Source organism: Blastococcus sp. SYSU DS1021 (assembly GCF_054050995.1).
Map to the genome: position 1 here is coordinate 1 of NZ_JBJHAL010000034.1, position 17,475 is coordinate 17,475.

The 17,475-nt window shown below is 71.9% G+C and carries 19 protein-coding genes; 6 read left to right on the top strand and 13 right to left on the bottom strand.

Going from position 1 to position 17,475, the window contains the following annotated elements:
- The coding region (locus ACI8AP_RS19430; RefSeq protein WP_456591014.1) for a hypothetical protein at positions 1 to 187 on the top strand (187 nt) is incomplete at its 5' end.
- A 158-nt stretch (positions 188 to 345) separates the two neighbouring features.
- On the opposite strand, the gene tyrS is transcribed toward ACI8AP_RS19430, so the two are convergent.
- The 9 genes from tyrS to argC are packed head-to-tail and all read right to left on the bottom strand — an operon-like array spanning position 346 to position 9,657.
- Positions 346 to 1,638 (bottom strand): tyrosine--tRNA ligase, encoded by a 1,293-nt coding sequence (tyrS, locus tag ACI8AP_RS19435; RefSeq protein WP_456591015.1) that lies wholly within the window; start codon positions 1,636 to 1,638, stop codon positions 346 to 348.
- Positions 1,635 to 2,300, bottom strand: coding sequence for a DNA-3-methyladenine glycosylase (locus ACI8AP_RS19440; RefSeq protein ID WP_456591016.1), 666 nt, complete (start codon positions 2,298 to 2,300; stop codon positions 1,635 to 1,637). Before ACI8AP_RS19440 ends, tyrS begins: the two co-directional genes overlap by 4 nt.
- 2 nt (positions 2,301 to 2,302) lie before the next feature.
- A complete protein-coding gene (argH, locus tag ACI8AP_RS19445; protein ID WP_456591017.1) occupies positions 2,303 to 3,745 on the bottom strand; it encodes an argininosuccinate lyase in 1,443 nt (480 codons plus the stop codon).
- Entirely contained in the window at positions 3,742 to 4,281 is a 540-nt protein-coding gene (locus tag ACI8AP_RS19450) for an arginine repressor (RefSeq protein WP_456591018.1), read from the bottom strand. Before ACI8AP_RS19450 ends, argH begins: the two co-directional genes overlap by 4 nt.
- A gap of 28 nt (positions 4,282 to 4,309) precedes the next feature.
- Positions 4,310 to 5,254, bottom strand: coding sequence for an ornithine carbamoyltransferase (gene argF, locus ACI8AP_RS19455; protein ID WP_456591019.1), 945 nt, complete (start codon positions 5,252 to 5,254; stop codon positions 4,310 to 4,312).
- Positions 5,251 to 6,441 carry an acetylornithine transaminase gene (locus ACI8AP_RS19460; RefSeq protein WP_456591020.1) on the bottom strand — a complete coding sequence of 397 codons (1,191 nt, stop codon included), beginning with the start codon at positions 6,439 to 6,441 and terminating at the stop codon, positions 5,251 to 5,253. The genes argF and ACI8AP_RS19460 overlap by 4 nt, the downstream gene beginning before the upstream one ends.
- A complete protein-coding gene (gene argB, locus ACI8AP_RS19465; RefSeq protein ID WP_456591021.1) occupies positions 6,438 to 7,409 on the bottom strand; it encodes an acetylglutamate kinase in 972 nt (323 codons plus the stop codon). Before argB ends, ACI8AP_RS19460 begins: the two co-directional genes overlap by 4 nt.
- Positions 7,410 to 7,468: 59 nt before the next feature.
- Positions 7,469 to 8,620, bottom strand: coding sequence for a bifunctional glutamate N-acetyltransferase/amino-acid acetyltransferase ArgJ (argJ, locus tag ACI8AP_RS19470; protein ID WP_456591022.1), 1,152 nt, complete (start codon positions 8,618 to 8,620; stop codon positions 7,469 to 7,471).
- Positions 8,617 to 9,657, bottom strand: coding sequence for an N-acetyl-gamma-glutamyl-phosphate reductase (argC, locus tag ACI8AP_RS19475; RefSeq protein ID WP_456591023.1), 1,041 nt, complete (start codon positions 9,655 to 9,657; stop codon positions 8,617 to 8,619). The genes argJ and argC overlap by 4 nt, the downstream gene beginning before the upstream one ends.
- 124 nt (positions 9,658 to 9,781) lie before the next feature.
- On the opposite strand from argC, the gene ACI8AP_RS19480 reads away from it, so the two are divergent.
- Genes ACI8AP_RS19480 through ACI8AP_RS19490 form a run of 3 tightly spaced genes read left to right on the top strand, consistent with a single transcriptional unit; the run spans position 9,782 to position 12,980 of the window.
- Positions 9,782 to 10,906 (top strand): SIR2 family NAD-dependent protein deacylase, encoded by a 1,125-nt coding sequence (locus ACI8AP_RS19480; protein WP_456591024.1) that lies wholly within the window; start codon positions 9,782 to 9,784, stop codon positions 10,904 to 10,906.
- Entirely contained in the window at positions 10,903 to 12,762 is a 1,860-nt protein-coding gene (locus tag ACI8AP_RS19485) for an ATP-binding protein (protein WP_456591025.1), read from the top strand. Before ACI8AP_RS19480 ends, ACI8AP_RS19485 begins: the two co-directional genes overlap by 4 nt.
- Positions 12,763 to 12,770: 8 nt before the next feature.
- On the top strand, positions 12,771 to 12,980 hold the full coding sequence (locus ACI8AP_RS19490) for a KTSC domain-containing protein (RefSeq protein WP_456591026.1): 210 nt from the start codon (positions 12,771 to 12,773) through the stop codon (positions 12,978 to 12,980).
- A 198-nt stretch (positions 12,981 to 13,178) separates the two neighbouring features.
- On the opposite strand, the gene ACI8AP_RS19495 is transcribed toward ACI8AP_RS19490, so the two are convergent.
- From ACI8AP_RS19495 to ACI8AP_RS19505, 3 genes are all read right to left on the bottom strand, one after another.
- Positions 13,179 to 13,331, bottom strand: coding sequence for a hypothetical protein (locus ACI8AP_RS19495; RefSeq protein WP_456591027.1), 153 nt, complete (start codon positions 13,329 to 13,331; stop codon positions 13,179 to 13,181).
- A 388-nt stretch (positions 13,332 to 13,719) separates the two neighbouring features.
- Positions 13,720 to 13,971, bottom strand: coding sequence for a hypothetical protein (locus ACI8AP_RS19500; RefSeq protein ID WP_456591028.1), 252 nt, complete (start codon positions 13,969 to 13,971; stop codon positions 13,720 to 13,722).
- Positions 13,972 to 13,996: 25 nt separating this feature from the next.
- Positions 13,997 to 14,782, bottom strand: coding sequence for an alpha/beta hydrolase (locus ACI8AP_RS19505; protein ID WP_456591029.1), 786 nt, complete (start codon positions 14,780 to 14,782; stop codon positions 13,997 to 13,999).
- 55 nt (positions 14,783 to 14,837) lie between these two features.
- On the opposite strand from ACI8AP_RS19505, the gene ACI8AP_RS19510 reads away from it, so the two are divergent.
- Together ACI8AP_RS19510 and ACI8AP_RS19515 are read left to right on the top strand one after the other, a co-directional pair.
- On the top strand, positions 14,838 to 15,686 hold the full coding sequence (locus ACI8AP_RS19510) for a tryptophan 2,3-dioxygenase (protein WP_456591030.1): 849 nt from the start codon (positions 14,838 to 14,840) through the stop codon (positions 15,684 to 15,686).
- Between the two features lie 4 nt (positions 15,687 to 15,690).
- Positions 15,691 to 16,968: a kynureninase gene (locus ACI8AP_RS19515; RefSeq protein ID WP_456591031.1), complete on the top strand. Its 1,278-nt coding sequence runs from the start codon at positions 15,691 to 15,693 to the stop codon at positions 16,966 to 16,968.
- Positions 16,969 to 17,057: 89 nt separating this feature from the next.
- On the opposite strand, the gene ACI8AP_RS19520 is transcribed toward ACI8AP_RS19515, so the two are convergent.
- On the bottom strand, positions 17,058 to 17,402 hold the full coding sequence (locus ACI8AP_RS19520; RefSeq protein ID WP_456591032.1) for a hypothetical protein: 345 nt from the start codon (positions 17,400 to 17,402) through the stop codon (positions 17,058 to 17,060).
- Positions 17,403 to 17,475: the final 73 nt, after the last annotated feature.

Genomic DNA, 17,475 nt, shown 5'->3' on the forward strand with positions numbered 1-17,475 from the left:
TGACACTCGCGATATCAATCAACCAAAGGAATCCCAGCCCCAACCACACAGTGGCCAGGGCACGGGGTATTACTTGGCACTGACTTTCGGCACGCTGTTGAGTTCTCAAGGAGCGGACGCGCAAGAACTAGACCCTCGCGGGCTTCGTCCCTGGCTGGATGTCCAACTCTACGCCGGTTTCCAGTGACCCGCTACCCGGGCCCCGGTCCGGCGGCCCTTCCGGGCCGCGCGGCGCAAAGAGAAAGTTACACGGCGCCCAGGGGCGGGTCAAACCCGGGGTCCGTGACGCCCGACACGCTGCGGCCACGCCCCCGACATCGGCCGTTCACACGGGGCGCGGCGGCCTCAGCCGGCCCGGCGCACGCCCGCGATCGACCGCTTCCCCCTGCGAAGGACGAGCCACCCCCCGGGCAGCCAGGCCCCCTGCGCCGGCACGGCGTCGGCATCGGTGATCCGCTCGTTGTTGAGGTAGGCGCCGCCCTCCTTCACCGTGCGCCGCGCCTCGGACAGGCTGCCCACGAGCCCCGTCTGCTGCAGGAGCTGGGCGATCGTCGGCACGTCGCCGCCCACGGTGGTGCTCCCGGCCTCCTCCAGCGCGGCCGTCAGGGTGGCTGCGTCGAGGGAGGCGAGGTCGTCCCGGCCGAACAGCGCCCGCCCGGCTGCCTCGGCCTGGCGGAGCTGCTCGGGGCCGTGCACGAGGAGGGTCAGCTCCTCGGCCAGCGCCCGCTGCGCCGCCCTGGCTGCCGGCCGCTCGAGGCTCTCGGTCACCAGGGCCGCCACCTCCTCGGCGGGACGCTCGGAGTAGAGGGGCAGCCACGCGCGGGCGTCGGCGTCCTCGGCGTTCAGCCAGAACTGGAAGAAGGCGTACGGCGACGTGAGCTTCGGGTCCAGCCACACCGCCCCGCCTTCGGACTTCCCGAACTTGGTGCCGTCGGCCTTGGTCACCAGGGGGGTGCTCAGCGCGTGCACCCGCGCACCCTCGGTCCGCCGGACCAGGTCGATGCCCGCGGTGAGGTTGCCCCACTGGTCGGAGCCGCCGGTCTGCAGCGTGACCCCGTGCCGCCGGTGCAGCTCCCGGTAGTCGTTGGCCTGCAGGATCTGGTAGCTGAACTCGGTGTAGCTGATGCCCGCCTCCGAGTTCAGCCGGGCCGACACCGCCTCCTTGGCCAGCATCTGGCTGACCCGGAAGTGCTTGCCGAGCTCGCGGAGGAAGTCGATCGCCGACACCGGGGCGGTCCAGTCCAGGTTGTTCACGTAGATCGGGGGGCGCGCCCCCTCCGCCTCCGCAGGCAGCTCCAGGAAGGGTGCGACCTGCTCGCGGATGCGCTCCACCCACGTGGCGACCGTGTCGCGGTCGTTGAGCTGGCGCTCGGAGGACGGGCGCGGGTCACCGATCAGGCCGGTCGCCCCGCCCACGAGCACCACGGGCTGGTGCCCGGCCCGCTGGAGGGCGCGCAGGACCATGAACTGGAGCAGGTGCCCGACGTGCAGGCTCTGCGCGGTCGGGTCGAAGCCGGCGTAGTACGCGACCGGACCCTCGGCGAGATGGGCGCGCAGCGCGGCCTCGTCGGTGCTCTGGGCGATCAGCCCGCGGCGGTGCAGCTCGTCGATCACTCCGGGCTCGGTTGAGGGGGTCACGGGGGTCCATCCTGCCCGGCGCGCCTGCGCCGCGGCTTCCCACCCGCCCGGAACGGGCTCACCGACGGAGCGCCGGTCTCCCAGAAGCGCCACGGGAGCTCGGCGGCCACGCTGATGCCGACCCGCGGTCCGGCGGAGACGGCGGCCGGCGCCGACCCCCGGTGCAGCCGCACGGGCGAGCCCGGGTCCAGCAGGTCGGTGCCGAGATCGGCGCGCCCGATGCCCAACGCCTGGGTGAGCCGGGCGGGTCCACCGGCGAGGTCGCGCGGGGTGCGGGCGGCGGGTCGGCGCGCGCGGGCCAGCTCCTCCCCCACGACCACCTCACCGGCGCGCAGCAGCACCGCCTCGCCGTCGCCCTCGGGGCCCACCACGACATTGGCGCACCAGTGCACGCCGTAGGAGAAGTACACGTAGAGCCGCCCGGGTGGTCCGAACATGATCGCCGCCCGCGGCGTCGGGCCCCGGTGCGAGTGCGCCGCGGGATCGATCCCGGACCCCGAGTAGGCCTCGACCTCGGTCAGCCGTAGCGCGACCGTGCCCTCGGGGCGCTCGGTGACCACCCAGCAGCCGAGCAGCGAGCGGGCGACGACGTCGACCGGCCCGAGCAGGTCCTCCGCGCGGACGAGGGGGCCGGGCCCGGGCCGGGCGGGGTGGGCCGACACGCTCAGAGGGCCGGCGCCACCGGCGACGACGACGCCCAGCGCCCGTGCTCGGAGGCGAGGTCCTTCAGCGTCGCGAGCTGCTCGGCGACCCGCTCGGGCGCCGTCCCGCCCCGGGTGCTGCGGGCGGCCAGCGCGCCGCGGACCGACAGGACCGAACGCACGTCGGGGGTCAGCCGCTCGTCGATGCCGGCCAGCTGGTCGTCGTCGAGCTGGTCGAGCTCCAGGCCCGCCTCCTCGCAGAAGGCGACCATCGCACCGCTGATCTCGTGCGCCGAGCGGAACGGCACTCCCTGGCGCACCAGCCACTCCGCGACGTCGGTGGCGAGCGCGAAGCCCTGCGGTGCGGCGGCCTCGAGCACCTCGGGGCGGAGCGTGAGCGTCGCGATCATCCCGGTGACCGCGGGCAGCAGGAGGAGCAGCTGGTCCATGGAGTCGAAGACCGGCTCCTTGTCCTCCTGCAGGTCCCGGTCGTAGGCGAGCGGCAGACCCTTGAGCATGGTGAGGATGCCGGCCAGGTTGCCGACGAACCGGCCGGACTTGCCCCGCGCCAGCTCGGCGATGTCGGGGTTCTTCTTCTGCGGCATGATCGACGAGCCGGTGGCCCAGGCGTCGTCGAGCCGGGCCCAGCCGAACTCGGTCGACGTCCAGAGCACGACCTCCTCGCCCAGCCGGGAGAGGTGCACGCCGAGCAGCGCGGCGACGAAGCAGAACTCCGCGGCGAAGTCGCGGTCGCTCACGCCGTCGATGGAGTTGTCCGAGGCGCGGTCGAACCCGAGCTCGGCGGCGACGGCGTCGGGGTCCAGGGGCAGCGAGGAGCCGGCGAGGGCGCCGGAGCCGTAGGGGCTCACGGCCGCGCGCTTGTCCCAGTCGATCAGCCGGTCGACGTCGCGGGCGAAGGAGTGGGCGTGCGCGAGCAGCTGGTGGCTGATGAGCACCGGCTGGGCGTGCTGCAGGTGCGTCATCCCCGGGGCCGCGACGTCGCGGTACCGCTCGGCCAGGCCGAGCAGCGCGAACTCCAGGGAGGAGAGCTCGCCGACCAGCGCCCGCACGGTGTGACGCAGGTAGAGCCGCAGGTCGGTGGCGATCTGGTCGTTGCGGCTGCGGCCGGCGCGCAGCTTGCCGCCGAGCGCGCCGAGCTTCTCGGTGAGGCCGCGCTCCAGGGCCTCGTGCACGTCCTCGTCGCTCTCGATCGCGGTGAACGTGCCGGCCTCCACCTCGGCCGAGAGCTCGCGCAGTGCGCCGAGCATCTGCTCCAGCTCGTCGTCGGTGAGCAGACCGGCGCGGTGCAGCACGCGGGCGTGCGCGCGCGATCCGGCCAGGTCGAACGGAGCCAGCTGCCAGTCGAAGTGGGTCGACTTGGACAGCGCCGCCATCGCCGGCGACGGGCCACCGCCGAACCGTCCGCCCCAGAGGCGGGTCTGCGATCCAGGTGCCGTGCTGCTCACGTGCCGGGTTCCTCTTCCAGGTCGGCGCTCAGTTCGGGATAGACGGCCGGCGTGCGCTGCGCGAGCGCCCGCAGCCGGTCGGCCAGGGCCGGCCCCCCGTCGGGCGCGCGGGAGACGACCAGCAGAGTGTCGTCCCCCGCGATGGTGCCGAGCACGTCGGGGAGGCCGACCTTGTCCAGCGCGGAGGCCAGGAACTGCGCCGCGCCGGGCGGTGTCCGAAGGACCGCCAGGTTGGCGCTGCCCTCGGCTCCGGTCAGCAGGTCGGCGAGCAGGCGGGTGAGCCGGGCGGGCGCGGCCTGCGCCGGGCGCAGCGGCGCGTTCTCCGGCGGCAGCACGTAGGACGCCGGAGCGCCGTCGGAACCGCGCAGCTTCACCGCGCCGAGCTCCTCCAGGTCCCGCGAGAGCGTCGCCTGGGTGACCTCGATGCCCGACTCGGCCAGCAGCACGGCCAGCTGCGTCTGCGAGGTGATCGCCCGCGCCTCGATCAGCTCGCGGATCCGTGCCTGGCGCGCCGAGCGGGTGAGGGCGGAGGTCACGCGCGCCCTCCGGGACGGACGGGCCCGGTCACGACCGCTCCAGGAGCCACGCGAGCAGCGCCTTCTGGGCGTGCAGCCGGTTCTCCGCCTCGTCCCAGACCGCGCTCTGCGGGCCGTCGATCACCTCCGCGGCGATCTCCTTGCCGCGGTAGGCCGGGAGGCAGTGCAGGACGACGGCGTCGTCGGCGGCGCGGGCGAGGGCGGCGCCGTCCAGCGCATAGGGCAGGAACGGTGCGACGCGCGCGTCGTACTCGTCCTCCTGCCCCATCGACACCCAGGTGTCGGTGACCAGCACGTCGGCGCCCTCGGCGGCCTGCGCGGCGTCGGCGGTCCAGGCCACCGAGCCCCCGGTCCCCGCCGCGATCTTCGCTGCGCGGTCGAGGACCGCCGGGTCCGGCCGGAACGACTCCGGTGAGCCGATCCGCACGTGCATGCCGGCGGTGGCGCCGCCGAGCAGGTAGGAGTGCGCCATGTTGTTGGCGCCGTCACCGAGGTAGGTCATCGAGCGCCCGGCCAGCGAGCCCTTCCGCTCGATCACCGTCTGCAGGTCGGCCAGGATCTGGCAGGGGTGGTACTCGTCGGTGAGCGCGTTGACCACGGGCACCCGGCTCACCGACGCCATCGCCTCGATGCGGTCCTGGCCGAAGGTCCGCCAGACGATCGCGGCGGCCTGGCGGTCGAGCACCCGGGTGGTGTCCTCGATCGGCTCGCCGCGTCCCAGCTGGCTGCTGCCGGCGTCGATGACCAGCGGGTACCCGCCGAGCTCGGCGACGCCGACGGAGAACGACACCCGGGTGCGGGTGGAGGGCTTGTCGAACAGCACCGCCACGGCCCGGGGCACCCCGTTGGCCGCGCGCAGCGGGGTGGGCGCCTCGGCGGTGTGCCGGGTCGCCTTGAGCGAGGCGGCCAGGGCGAGCACCTCGGCCTGCTCGGCCGGGGTGAGGTCGTCGTCCTTGAGGAAGTGCCGGGTCACTGATGGTTCTCCATCGCGGTGTCGAGGGCGGCAGGGAGCGCGGCCACGAAGGCGTCCACCTGCTGGTCGGTCAGGACGAGCGGCGGCGCGAGCCGGAGCACGCCCGGCGCGACGGCGTTGGTCAGGAAGCCGGCGGCCCGCAGCGTGGTCTCCAGCGGCGCGGCGACGTCGGCGGTGAGGACGACGCCGAGCAGCGCGCCCCTCCCCCGGACCCCGCTGATGCCCGGGTGCCCGAGCGCCTCGATGCCGGCGGTGAACCGGTGCTCCAGCTCCTTGGCCCGCTCCAGCAGGCCCTCGTCGCGGATGGTGTCGAGGACGGCCAGAGCGGCGGCGGCGGCGATCGGGTTGCCGCCGAAGGTGGAGCCGTGCGAGCCGGCCGTCAGCAGGTCGGCCGCCTCGCCGAAGGCGAGCATCGCCCCGATCGGCAGCCCACCGCCGAGCGCCTTGGCCAGCGTGACGACGTCGGGGTGCAGGCCGTCGGCCTGGTGGGCGAACCACGAGCCGGTGCGGCCGATGCCGGTCTGCACCTCGTCGACGGCGAACAGCGCCCCGGCACCGGACGCCGCCGCGGCGGCGGCGGCGAGGTAGCCGGCGGGCGCGGGCAGCACGCCGCCCTCCCCCAGCATCGGCTCGAGCAGCACCATGGCGGTCTGCTCGGAGACCGCCGTGGCCAGCGCCGCCTCGTCGCCGTAGGGCACGTAGGAGACCCCGCCCGGGAGCGGCGCGAACGCGGCCGCCTTCGACGGCTGACCGGTGAGCGCCAGGGCCCCCATGGTCCGGCCGTGGAAGGCGCCCTCTGCGGTGATCACCTGCGAGCGGCCGGTGAGCCGGCTGAGCTTGAAGGCCGCCTCGTTGGCCTCGGCGCCGGAGTTGCAGAAGAACACCCGTCCGGGCCGGCCGGCGAGCTCCAGCAGCCGCTCGGCGAGCTGGATCCCGGGTTCGTGCATGGCCAGGTTGGAGACGTGGCCCAGCTTCGCCGCCTGCGTGGTGATCGCCTCGACCACCTTGGGGTGGGCGTGGCCGAGGATCGTCGTGGCGATGCCGCCGAGCAGGTCGGTGTACTCGCGGCCGTCGACGTCCCAGACCTGCGCTCCGGCGCCGTGGTCGAGCGCGACCGGCGGCGCCTTGTAGTTGTTCATCATCACGGCCGACCAGCGGCGGGCCAGCTCCTCGGTGTGCGTCGTCATGCTGTGCCCTCCTTCTGGTCCCTCGCCGGGACGACCATCGTCCCGGTGCCCTCGGTGGTGAACGTCTCCAGGAGCAGGGCGTGCGGCGTCCGGCCGTCGACGACGGTCGCCCGCTTCACCCCGCCCTCGACCGCGCGCAGGCAGGCGGCCATCTTCGGGATCATCCCGGCGTCCAGCGTGGGCAGGATCTCGGCCAGCTCGCGGGCGTCGATCTGCTGCACCAGCGACCCGCGGTCGGGCCAGTCGGCGTAGAGGCCCTCGACGTCGGTGAGCACGACGAGCTTGACCGCGCCCAGCGCCGCGGCCAGCGCCGCGGCCGCGGTGTCGGCGTTGACGTTGTGGACGACTCCGTCGGCGTCCGGCGCGACGCTCGCGACGACGGGGATGTGCCCGGCGTCCAGCAGCGCGGTGACCGGGGTGGTGTCGACCGCGGCGATGTCGCCGACGAGCCCGACGTCGACCGGCGCGCCGTCCACGACCGCCGTGGTCCGCCGGGCCGTGAACAGCCCGCCGTCCTCGCCGGAGAGGTGCACCGCCATCGGGCCGTGCTGGTTGATCAGCCCGACGATGTCGGGGCCCACCTGGCCGGTGAGCACCATGCGGACGACGTCGATGGTCTCCGGCGTGGTCACCCGCAGGCCCCCGCGGAACTCGCTGGTGATGCCGAGCTTGGCCAGCATGGCGTTGATCTGCGGCCCGCCGCCGTGCACGACGACGGGGAGGATGCCGCAGGTCCGCAGGAAGACCATGTCCTCGGCGAACGCCCGGCGGCAGGTGTCGTCGACCATGGCGTGCCCGCCGTACTTGATGACGACGACCTTGCCGTGGAACTCCTTGAGCCAGGGCAGCGCGCCGGTGAGCACGGCGACCTTCGCGGCGTCGCCCTCGGGGTCCTTGGTGCGCATGACCCGGCTGGTGCCGACCCGGCGGGGCAGCCTGGGCGGGGGCGCCGGCTCGTCGATCCGCACGTCCGGGGGCGTGGGGTCCTGAGGTGCAGCGTCCTGAGGTGCGGGGTCCTGGTGCTCGCTCATGTGGAGTAGGCCGAGTTCTCGTGCACGTAGGCGATGGACAGGTCGTTGGTCCAGATGGTGGCCTGCTCGGCGCCGGCGCGGAGGTCGACGTCGATGGTGATCTCCCGGCCGGTGAGGTCGACGCCCTCCCGCGGGTCGCCGATCGCGCCGCCCCGGCAGACGGTGACGCCGTTGATGGTGACGTCGACCTGGTCGGGCTCGAACGCGGCGTCGGTGGTGCCGATCGCCGCCAGCACCCGGCCCCAGTTCGGGTCGTTGCCGAACAGCGCGGTCTTGAGCAGGTTGTTGCGGGCGCAGGCCCGGCCGGCGGTGAGGGCGTCCTCGACGGTCGCGGCGTTGCGGACGGTGATGGCGATGTCCTTGGTCGAGCCCTCGGCATCGGCCAGCAGCTGCATCGCGAGGTCGGTGCAGGCGGCGGTGAGCGCCTCGGTGAGCTCCGCCTCCGTGGGGGCGGCGCCGCTCGCGCCGTTGGCCAGGGCGATGACGGTGTCGTTGGTGGACAGACAACCGTCGGAGTCCACGCGCTCGAAGCTGACGGCGGTCGCCGCCTTCAGCGCCCGCTGCAGGGCGTCGGGGTCGGCGGCGGCGTCGGTGGTCAGCACGACGAGCATCGTGGCCAGGCTCGGGGCGAGCATGCCGGCGCCCTTGGCCATCCCGCCGACGGTCCAGCCGCCCCGCTCCTGCGCCGTCGTCTTGGGCACGCTGTCGGTGGTCATGATCGCCCGGGCCGCGTCGGCCCCGCCGTCCTCGGTCAGCCCCTTCACCGCGGCGGTGACGCCGGCGGTCAGCCTGTCCATGGGCAGCCGGACCCCGATGAGGCCGGTGCTGGCGACCGCGACGTCGACCGCGCCGATGTCCAGCTGCGCGGCGGCGTGCTCGGCGGTGGCGTGGGTGTCCTGGAAGCCCTCCGGCCCGGTGCAGGCGTTGGCGCCGCCGGAGTTGAGGACGACGGCCCGGCAGCGCCCGCCGGCCAGCACCTGGCGGCTCCACAGCACCGGCGCGGCCGGGAAGCGGTTGGTCGTGAAGACGGCGGCCGCGGCGTCGTCCGGGCCGGTGTTGAGGACGACGGCGACGTCGCGGTCGCCGCTGGACTTCAGGCCGGCGGCCACGCCGGCGGCGGCGAAGCCCTTCGGTGCCGTGCACGTCATGGCGCTACTCCTACGACCGGCAGGCCGGTGGTCTCGGGCAGGCCCAGGGCGAGGTTGGCGCACTGGATCGCCGCTCCCCCGGTGCCCTTGGTCAGGTTGTCGACGGCCGCCACGACGACCAGCCGGTTCGCGTCGGCGTCCACGGCCAGCTGCAGGGCGACGGTGTTGGCGCCGAGCACCTGCGCCGTGGTGGGCCACTGCCCCTCGGGCAGCAGGTGGATGAACGGCTCGTCGGCGTAGGCCTGCTCGTACGCCGCGCGCGCGGCGGCCGCGTCGGTGCCGGGCGTCAGCGGGGCCGAGCAGGTGGCGAGGATGCCCCGGCTCATCGGCACCAGGGTCGGGGTGAAGCTGACGCCCACCGGTGCGCCGGCGGCCTGCGAGAGGCCCTGGATCATCTCCGGCGTGTGCCGGTGCACTCCCCCGACGCCGTAGGCGCTCGCCGCGCCCATGACCTCGCTGCCGAGCAGGTGCGGCTTGGGCGACTTGCCGGCGCCGCTGGTGCCGCTGGCGGCGACCACGACGACGTCGGGCTCGACCAGGCCGGCGGCCAGCGCCGGGGCCAGCGCGAGGGTGACCGAGGTCGGGTAGCAGCCCGGGACGGCGATCCGCGTCGCGCCGGTCAGCGCCTCGCGCTGCCCTGGCAGCTCGGGCAGGCCGTAGGGCCAGGTGCCGGCGTGCACGCCGCCGTACCAGCGCGCCCAGGCGGCGGGGTCGTTCAGCCGGTGGTCGGCGCCGCAGTCGATGACCAGGGTCTCCGCCGGGAGCTGGTCGGCGATGGCTGCGGACTCGCCGTGGGGCAGCGCCAGGACGACGACGTCGTAGCCGACGAGGCTCGCCGCGTCGCTGGGCTGGACGACCATGTCGGCGAAGGGCAGCAGGTGGGGTTGCAGCTCACCCAGGCGTCGGCCGGCGCTCGAGTTGGCGTGCACCCCGGCCAGCCGGAGTTTCGGGTGCCCGGCCAGCAGCCGGCACACCTCGCCCCCCGCGTACCCGGTGGCGCCGGTGACCCCGACCGTCCACGTCTGCACTGCGCTCACAATGCATGACCATACACGACCATGCATGACCGTTCACAGGGGCCGACGACTCGCCGTTGAGCCTTCTGGACTCTCTAGTCCCGTTACGGCACCGTACAGAAGCATCCATCCTGAAGGGACACGCGTGGAGCACGATCTAGACCGCCACAACGACTATCTAAGAGCCGCGCTCCAGCAAGATCGACGCCCCTTGGGCGTTTTTCTCGGCGCGGGCACACCCATGGCCGTACGGCCGAATGGCACCCCACTGATCCCTGATATAGCCGGACTCACGGCCTTGATTAAGTCGGAAGTCACCGGCACGTCGAAGACCGTCGTCGAAGAAGCCTTCGGACAACTTGGGTCGGCGTATGCGACTCCCACGCTCGAGAATCTCCTGGACTACCTCCGCCGTCTCGCGGCTATCCCCGGACCCGCCGCGGTGCGAGGCTTCGAGCGGAACGACATCGCACAAGCCGATGCCGAAGTCTGCCAGCTTGTGCGCAAGCACCTGGAGGCATCCCTACCCGCCGCCGATACGGCGTATCACGCCGTGGCACTGTGGGCCCAGGCCGCGAAGCGACATGCCCCACTTGAGGTCTTCACGACGAACTATGACCTCCTCCTCGAGCAGGCGCTTGAAGGGGCTGGGGTTCCCTACTTCGACGGGTTCGTTGGTTCCCACCGTCCGTCGTTCGACGTACACGCTGTCGAAGAGGACGAGCTCCCTAGTCGGTGGGTACGACTGTGGAAGATCCATGGATCCGTTAACTGGGCCATGGACCGTACCGGCAATGTGCTGAGGTGCCCCGCGAGCGACCCAGCGGACCGAGTGCTCATCTATCCCAGCCACCTGAAGTACGACCAGAGCAGGCGACTCCCCTATCTTGCCCTACTCGATCGGCTTCGCAGCTTTCTGCGGCAACCCAGCTCCGTGATTGTAAGTTCCGGGTTCTCTTACCGCGACGAACACATCAATGAGGTTATGGGGCAAGCTCTCCACGCGAACCCGACAGCATCAGTACTCGCCCTCCTGTACGGCGATCTTGCGCAGTACGACGAGGCCGTCGCTCTCGCTAAGCGCACACCCAATCTCTCACTACTCGCCCAAGATGCGGCTGTCGTCGGTGCGCAACTTGGCACCTGGGGACCCAGCGCCAACCACACAGACTTTCCTTACGGCGACTTCGCCTCCCTTGGCAATCTCCTTCGGGAGCTGATCGGAAGTTCCGCGACGAGTGGGGTCACTGACAGTGGAGAGGTCGCATGAGGGACCCCGAGCTCGTAGCCGTGGTACGCGACGTACGCGGCGACACCATCACCGCCGCCCTAACTGCCGAGGCGGTTCCTGGTCTGACCTTCTCGAAGGGACACGCGTATCAAGTCGGCCAAGTCGGCGCCTTTGTCCGAATCCCGATTGGCCTCGTAGACCTGTTCGGCACTGTCGTACAGGTGGGCGCAGCGCCGGCGAAAGGATCATCGGACGAAGATGACCGCGTCGCATGGGCGGCCCCCGGCGATGCTTGGATGCGCATCGAGCTGATCGCCGAAAGCCCAAAAAGCGGACTGGTACAGAGAGGGGTTTCCAGGTATCCAGCGATTGGTGATCCAGTACACCTGGTCACGGCTGACGATCTTGGAAGACTTTTCGGCACCGCAGGAGTGCTTCCAGCAACCCACATCAAGATCGGCCACATAGCTAACGCTCCACAGTTGCCAGCAACACTCAACATCAACACGCTACTGTCTCGACATTCCGCCGTCGTCGGTAGTACCGGGACGGGCAAGTCGAGTACCGTATCTAGCATCCTGCATCAGCTGGCCAACGTCGATCGATTTCCGAGCGCCCGTATCGTCGTAATCGATGTTCACGGGGAGTACGGTGGCGGCCTTAGAGACCTCGCCTCTGTGCATCGCGTACGCATTAGCGATTCCTCTTCAACCGAGGGCGAGACGCGAGGAAACCTACACCTTCCATATTGGGCGCTCAGTGTGGACGAGTTCGTCGGAATGGCGTTCGGCGGGCTGGACGACATCAGCGCAACTGCCGTACGCGACTGGGTACTTCAGGAAAAGCGCGCCTATGCGAGTCGCCATCCCGAGCTCAGCCTGCGTCAGATTGATATCACTGCCGACACGCCGCTACCCTTCAGCGTTCACAAGCTGTGGTACGAATTTCACGAGCGGGCGCACGCCACGCATACAGCCCAGCAGGACGCCCAAGCTCCAGGAACCCGCGCATACCAGAAAGATGACGCGGGCAACTTGATGCGCGGTGATGCAGCGAGAGTCATCGCTCCCACGTATCGGCCATTGATGAACTCAGGGACCGACCGGGTATTCATGAGTGCATCAGCGTTGAACATGCGTCGCCAGCTAGAGCACCTGGCCGGACGCTTACGTGACCCACGCTACGGGTTCCTTTTCACCCCTGGGCCATGGTCCACGGACCTTAACGGTGAAGCAGAGCGCGGCTTGGGAGACTTCCTGGCTCAGTGGCTCGGTGACTCGGCACCCATTAAGGTGGCTGACCTGTCCAACGTCCCGAGTGTGATCCTCCGCGACGTCGTAGGAGTTCTTCTTCGCGTCTTGTACGACGCGCTCGTTTGGGGACGTGACGAAGACGCTGGGGGACGGAAGCGGCCGCTCCTAGTGGTACTCGAAGAGGCCCATAGGTACCTCGGGGATGAAGGCGCAACGGCGGCCACAGTCGTCGATCGGATCGTCAAGGAAGGTCGAAAGTACGGCGTCGGGGTAATGCTCGTAAGCCAGCGCCCTAGCGAGATCCGAGCCACGGTCCTCAGTCAGGTCGGCACTTTCGTTGTGCTTCGCCTCTCGAATCAGGTGGATCGGGGACTAGTGCGATCAACGCTCCCCGACAGCCTCGGCGGGCTGTTTGACGTGGTACCGGTTCTCCGAACCGGCGAGGCGGTTCTGGTTGGTGAAAGCGTGCATCTTCCGTCGCGTGCGCTGATCGACGTTCCGCCTGCCCATAGGCCCGATAGCGCCGACCCTTGCGTGGTTACCGCTGACGGCTCCGCAGGATGGAACAGGTCACGGCGGGAACCGGACTTTGATAGTCTCGCCAAGGCATGGTGGCACAGTGGCGCAACGCGAAAGGAATAGGGAACGCCATGGACAGAACGCCGGTTAGTTCCTCGAACATCGCCGCAGTTGGCTATGACTTCGTGAGCTTAGTGCTGGAAGTGGAGTTCACGAACGGGCGTGTCTACCAGTACCTTGACGTCCCGTCCGGGCACTACCAAGCGATGACTGGAGCGGGAAGCGTTGGGACGTATTTCAACCAGAACGTCAAGCCGTACTACAGGTGCGTGCCCGCATAGCCCGAAAGTCGCACGGCCGTACCATCCGTTCCCCCGCACGCGGTCCGTTTTGGCCAGCGAGTAGCGGAGTACTCCGTCCGCACCCGCATGCTCATCCCCTGGCGATGTCACCACCCGCCCGCGGTTGCGCAGCACCATCCACGGCACGACGGTGTGCGCCAGCAGGCAGCCGCCCCTGATGTGGCTGGAGACCAGGTCTCACCACTGGTCGGGGTCGGCCTCCCAGGGCGGAACCTCGAACTCATCGACCAGCCTCGCGATCTTCACCAGCAAATCGACCGTCTCCAGCTGCTCACGGATCCGCGCGACCGCATCCTCGAGCGAAGCGCGGTCGGTGACGTTGGCGCCCACCGGCAGCGTGCGGCTCTGGTGGCCGCTGCAATCTCGGCCATCGCCGTCCGCAGCCGCTCCTCGCCCGGGGCCAGCCCGGCCACCGCCATTCCGCCGGCGGCCAGACGCTCGCCGAGCTGCCGCCAGGCCCGGTAGACGCCCCGGTCACCGCGGGCTACCCCGCCGAGCTCACATAGCCACGTCGCCGCCCTCCGCTCGGCCGCGGCGCGAGGGCGGCGTCCCGCACCGCGGTCGCCTCCTAGCTGGCGAGCGTTGAGACGGGAGCGCGCAGCCGCAGCGGTAGGCCAGCGACCGCGACCCCGTCGGCACCGGGGCCGACGGGGCACCGGGGCACCGGGGCAAAACGTCGAAGAGCCGCAGGCCTCCAGCAGCTCGACCGGGCCGGCCCTCAGCGCCGTGGCGACGTCGGCGGCGGGGACCTCGTCGGCGACCAGGAGCGCCAGGTCAGCAGCACCGGCGGGAACGAGGAGACCCGCGGCGTCACCGGCACGCCGGGGCCGACAGCGCGTCCCCCGCCGAGCTCCATCACCGACGTGCGCAGCGGCAGGCCGAGCGGCTCGCTGCCCGGGGGGTGCGGCTCGCCGACGTGTCCGATCACCGTGTCCCCGACCAGCAGCTCGCGCACCGGCCGGTGTGCCACGGCGCCCGCTTCCCCGCCCGCACAGTCAAGTCCCCCCGGCGACGTCGTCGAGCGCCCCCAGCACCGCCGGCCAGGCGGCGCTGCGCGGATCGACCACCGCGAAGTGGCCGGCCGGCACCGTGGTGAGCACCGCGGCCGGGTGGCGCCGGGCGTAGGACTCGGCGACCTCCCGCGGGACGATGCGGTCGCCCGTCCCGTGCACGATGCGCACCCGGCCCCGGGGCGCGGGCAGCCGGACGGGGTCCAGGTCGGGCCGCGCCACGGCGTCGTCCCCCAGGAAGGAGGCGACCGCGTCGCCGTCCAGGCCCAGGACCTGGGCCCGCTGCAGGTCCGCGACCGGCGCGAGCGCCACGACCCCGGCCGGGGTGTCCGGGGGCTGGACCGTGGCGGCAGCCAGCAGCGCGAGGTGCCCGCCGGCGGAGTGCCCGGTGAGCACGAGGCGCCGCCCGGGCCGGCCGGGGAGCTCCTCCGCCCGGGCCGCCCAGCGCACCGCCGCGTCCACGTCGCCGACGGTCAGGTCGGGGCGGCCGGGCACGCGCCGGTACTCGGGGGTCACCGTCGTCCACCCGGCGGCGGCCAGCGCCTCGGTCATCGGCCGCAGGTGCACGCGGTCGTACGCCGGCCGCCAGAACCCGCCGTGGAGCACGACCAGCAGCGGCCGGTCGCCCCGGGCGCACCGGCCGAAGCGGACGTCGGCCACCTGGTCCGGGCCCGGCCCGTAGGTCAGGACGGCGTCCGGCGCGGAGGCCGGCCGGGTCAGGACCGACCGGTCCTCACCTCCGGCGCCTGCCCGGCCGCGCAGACTGGTCATGCGGTAGTACTACCGGACCGCGGAACGCGTCACCGGATCCGGGAGGAGCGGCGCCATGGCGATCGAGGACGGGGTCCGGCCGCTCGAGGAGGGCGTGCAGACCGACTTCAGCGCACGGATGAGCTACGGGGGCTACCTCGGGCTGGACACCCTGCTGTCGGTGCAGCGCCCGATCAGCGACCACCACGACGAGCCACTGTTCATCATCCAGCACCAGACCACCGAGCTGTGGCTGAAGCTGGCGCTGCACGAGCTGCGCGCGGTCCGCGCGGACTTCGACCGCGACGACGTCCAGCACGCCCGCAAGGGCCTGGCGCGGGTCAAGCACATCCTGCGCACCATCACCGAGCAGTGGTCGGTCCTCGCGACCCTGACCCCCAGCGAGTACGCCGAGTTCCGCGGCGTGCTGGGCAACTCCTCGGGCTTCCAGTCCTACCAGTACCGGGCCGTGGAGTTCCTGCTCGGCAACAAGAACGAACGCATGCTGGCGGTCTTCGCCGCCGAGCCGGCCGCTCAGGAACTGCTCACCGAGCTGCTGGACTCGCCGACGGTCTACGACGCCTTCCTGCGGTTCCTGGACCGCCGAGGGCACCCCGTGCCGGAGGAGGTGCTGCACCGCGACGTCCGGCAGGCGTGGGTCGAGACCCCGGCGCTGCTGCCGGTGTACCGCACGATCTACGGGGACACCGAGGCGCACTGGGCGGAGTACGCCACCTGCGAGGACCTGGTGGACCTGGAGGACGGCGTCCAGCTGTGGCGGTTCCGGCACCTGCGCACGGTCCAGCGCACCATCGGGTTCGCCACGGGCACCGGGGGGAGCTCGGGGGTGGACTTCCTCCGGCGCGCCCTGGACCTGACCTTCTTCCCCGAGCTCTACACGGTCCGGTCCGGGATCGGTGCCTGATCCCGTGACCGCTGCCTCGATGGGTCGCGAGCCATCGCCCGACGTGCTGGACCTGCTCCCGGCCGGGGTCACCGAGCGGGCGGCCCAGCTCGACCGGCTCGACCCGCTGGCAGACCTCCGGGACGAGTTCGTCCTGCCCGAGGGCGTGGTCGCCTACCTCGACGGGAACTCGCTCGGCCGTCCGCTGAGGGTCACCCGCGACCGGCTCACCCGTTTCGTCGACGGCGAGTGGGGTGAGCGGCTCATCCGGGCGTGGGACGAGCACTGGATGGACCGCCCCACGGCCGTGGGCGATGCCATCGGCCGGGTCGTGCTCGGGGCGGCGCCGGGGCAGACGGTCGTCGGCGACTCGACCACGGTCATGCTCTACAAGCTGCTCCGGGCGGCGCTGGACGCCCGTCCCGACCGGGCGGAGATCGTCGCCGACACCGAGAACTTCCCGACCGACCGGTTCGTCCTCGACCGGGTCGCCGCGGAGACCGGCCGCACCGTCCGCTGGATCGAACCCGACCCGGCGACGGGCGTGCAGCCGGCGGAGGTGACCGGGCTGCTGAGCGACCGGACGGCGCTGGTGCTGCTCAGCCACGTCGCCTACAAGTCCGCCTACATCGCCGACGTCCCGGCCATCACGGCGGCCGCCCACGAGGCCGGGGCGCTGGTGCTGTGGGACCTCTCCCACTCCGCGGGCGCGGTCGACGTGCGGCTGGACGCCGACGAGGTCGACCTCGCCGTGGGCTGCAGCTACAAGTTCCTGAACGGCGGGCCGGGCGCCCCGGCCTTCGGCTACGTGGCCCGGCGGCTGCAGGAGGACCTGGTGCAGCCGATCACCGGGTGGATGGGCGCCGCGGACCCGTTCGCGATGGGGCCGGAGTACGTGCCGGCGGCCGGCATCCGCCGGTTCCTCAGCGGTACGCCGCCGATCCTCGGGATGATTCCGATCGAGGACATGCTGGCGTTGATCGACCGGGCGGGGATGCCGGCGGTCCGGGCCAAGTCGGTCGAGCTGACGGAGTTCGCGATCGCCGTGGCCGACGAGGTCCTGTCCCCGCTGGGCGTGACGGTCGCCTCCCCGCGGGATCCGGAGCGCCGGGGCGCGCACGTGACCCTGGAGCACGACGCGATGAAGACGGTCGTGGCGGAGCTGTGGCGGCGGGGCGTCATCCCGGACTTCCGGCGGCCACGCGGGCTGCGGGTCGGCCTCTCCCCGCTGAGCACGAGCTTCACCGAGGTCGCCACCGCGCTGGCGCACGTGCGGCAGATCCTGGCCGACCCGGCCGGCTGACGGGTCGGCGCCGGCCCCGACCCGGTCAGGCGGTTCTCACGGCCGGGCCCTGCGCCGGAGACGGCCGGCACCTCGCTGGGGACCGGAGGTCAGGTCGGGAGCGACCGCGCCCGGTGGGTCCACGAGGCCACCGCGGCGGCCAGCAGGAGCAGCGACGGCAGCAGGAGGGCCAGCCCGATCCCCAGGCCGTTCAGCAACGACCACCCGACGGACACGGCCGCCAGCACGACCAGGACCGCGGGCGCCCGCCGGGACGCCGTCGCGCTCTCCACCCACAGGGCGAGCGCCGCGCACGCCAGCGGGACGCCGAAGAGCAGGAACGCGAACGCCCCGCTGTCCGCCCACACCATCCGCCACAACCAGGCGGTCACCGCGACGAGGCACCCGAGCGAGAAACTGATCAGCATCCGCGCACCCGAGGAACCAGCGGTCATGACACATCTCCCGACCGGCCCGGGGTCGGCACCGTCGCGCCGGTACCGCACCGTGGCACTCCGGTGCGGCGCG

What these genes read in the sequence shown, in the direction of transcription:
- ACI8AP_RS19460 (WP_456591020.1), bottom strand. Translation starts at nt 6,441, where the DNA reads ATGACGACGCACACCGAGGAGCTGGCCCGCCGCTGGTCGGCCGTGATG.
- argJ (WP_456591022.1), bottom strand. Translation starts at nt 8,620, where the DNA reads ATGACGTGCACGGCACCGAAGGGCTTCGCCGCCGCCGGCGTGGCCGCC.
- ACI8AP_RS19485 (WP_456591025.1), top strand. Translation starts at nt 10,903, where the DNA reads ATGAGGGACCCCGAGCTCGTAGCCGTGGTACGCGACGTACGCGGCGAC.
- ACI8AP_RS19490 (WP_456591026.1), top strand. Translation starts at nt 12,771, where the DNA reads ATGGACAGAACGCCGGTTAGTTCCTCGAACATCGCCGCAGTTGGCTAT.
- ACI8AP_RS19505 (WP_456591029.1), bottom strand. Translation starts at nt 14,782, where the DNA reads ATGACCAGTCTGCGCGGCCGGGCAGGCGCCGGAGGTGAGGACCGGTCG.
- ACI8AP_RS19510 (WP_456591030.1), top strand. Translation starts at nt 14,838, where the DNA reads ATGGCGATCGAGGACGGGGTCCGGCCGCTCGAGGAGGGCGTGCAGACC.
- ACI8AP_RS19520 (WP_456591032.1), bottom strand. Translation starts at nt 17,402, where the DNA reads ATGACCGCTGGTTCCTCGGGTGCGCGGATGCTGATCAGTTTCTCGCTC.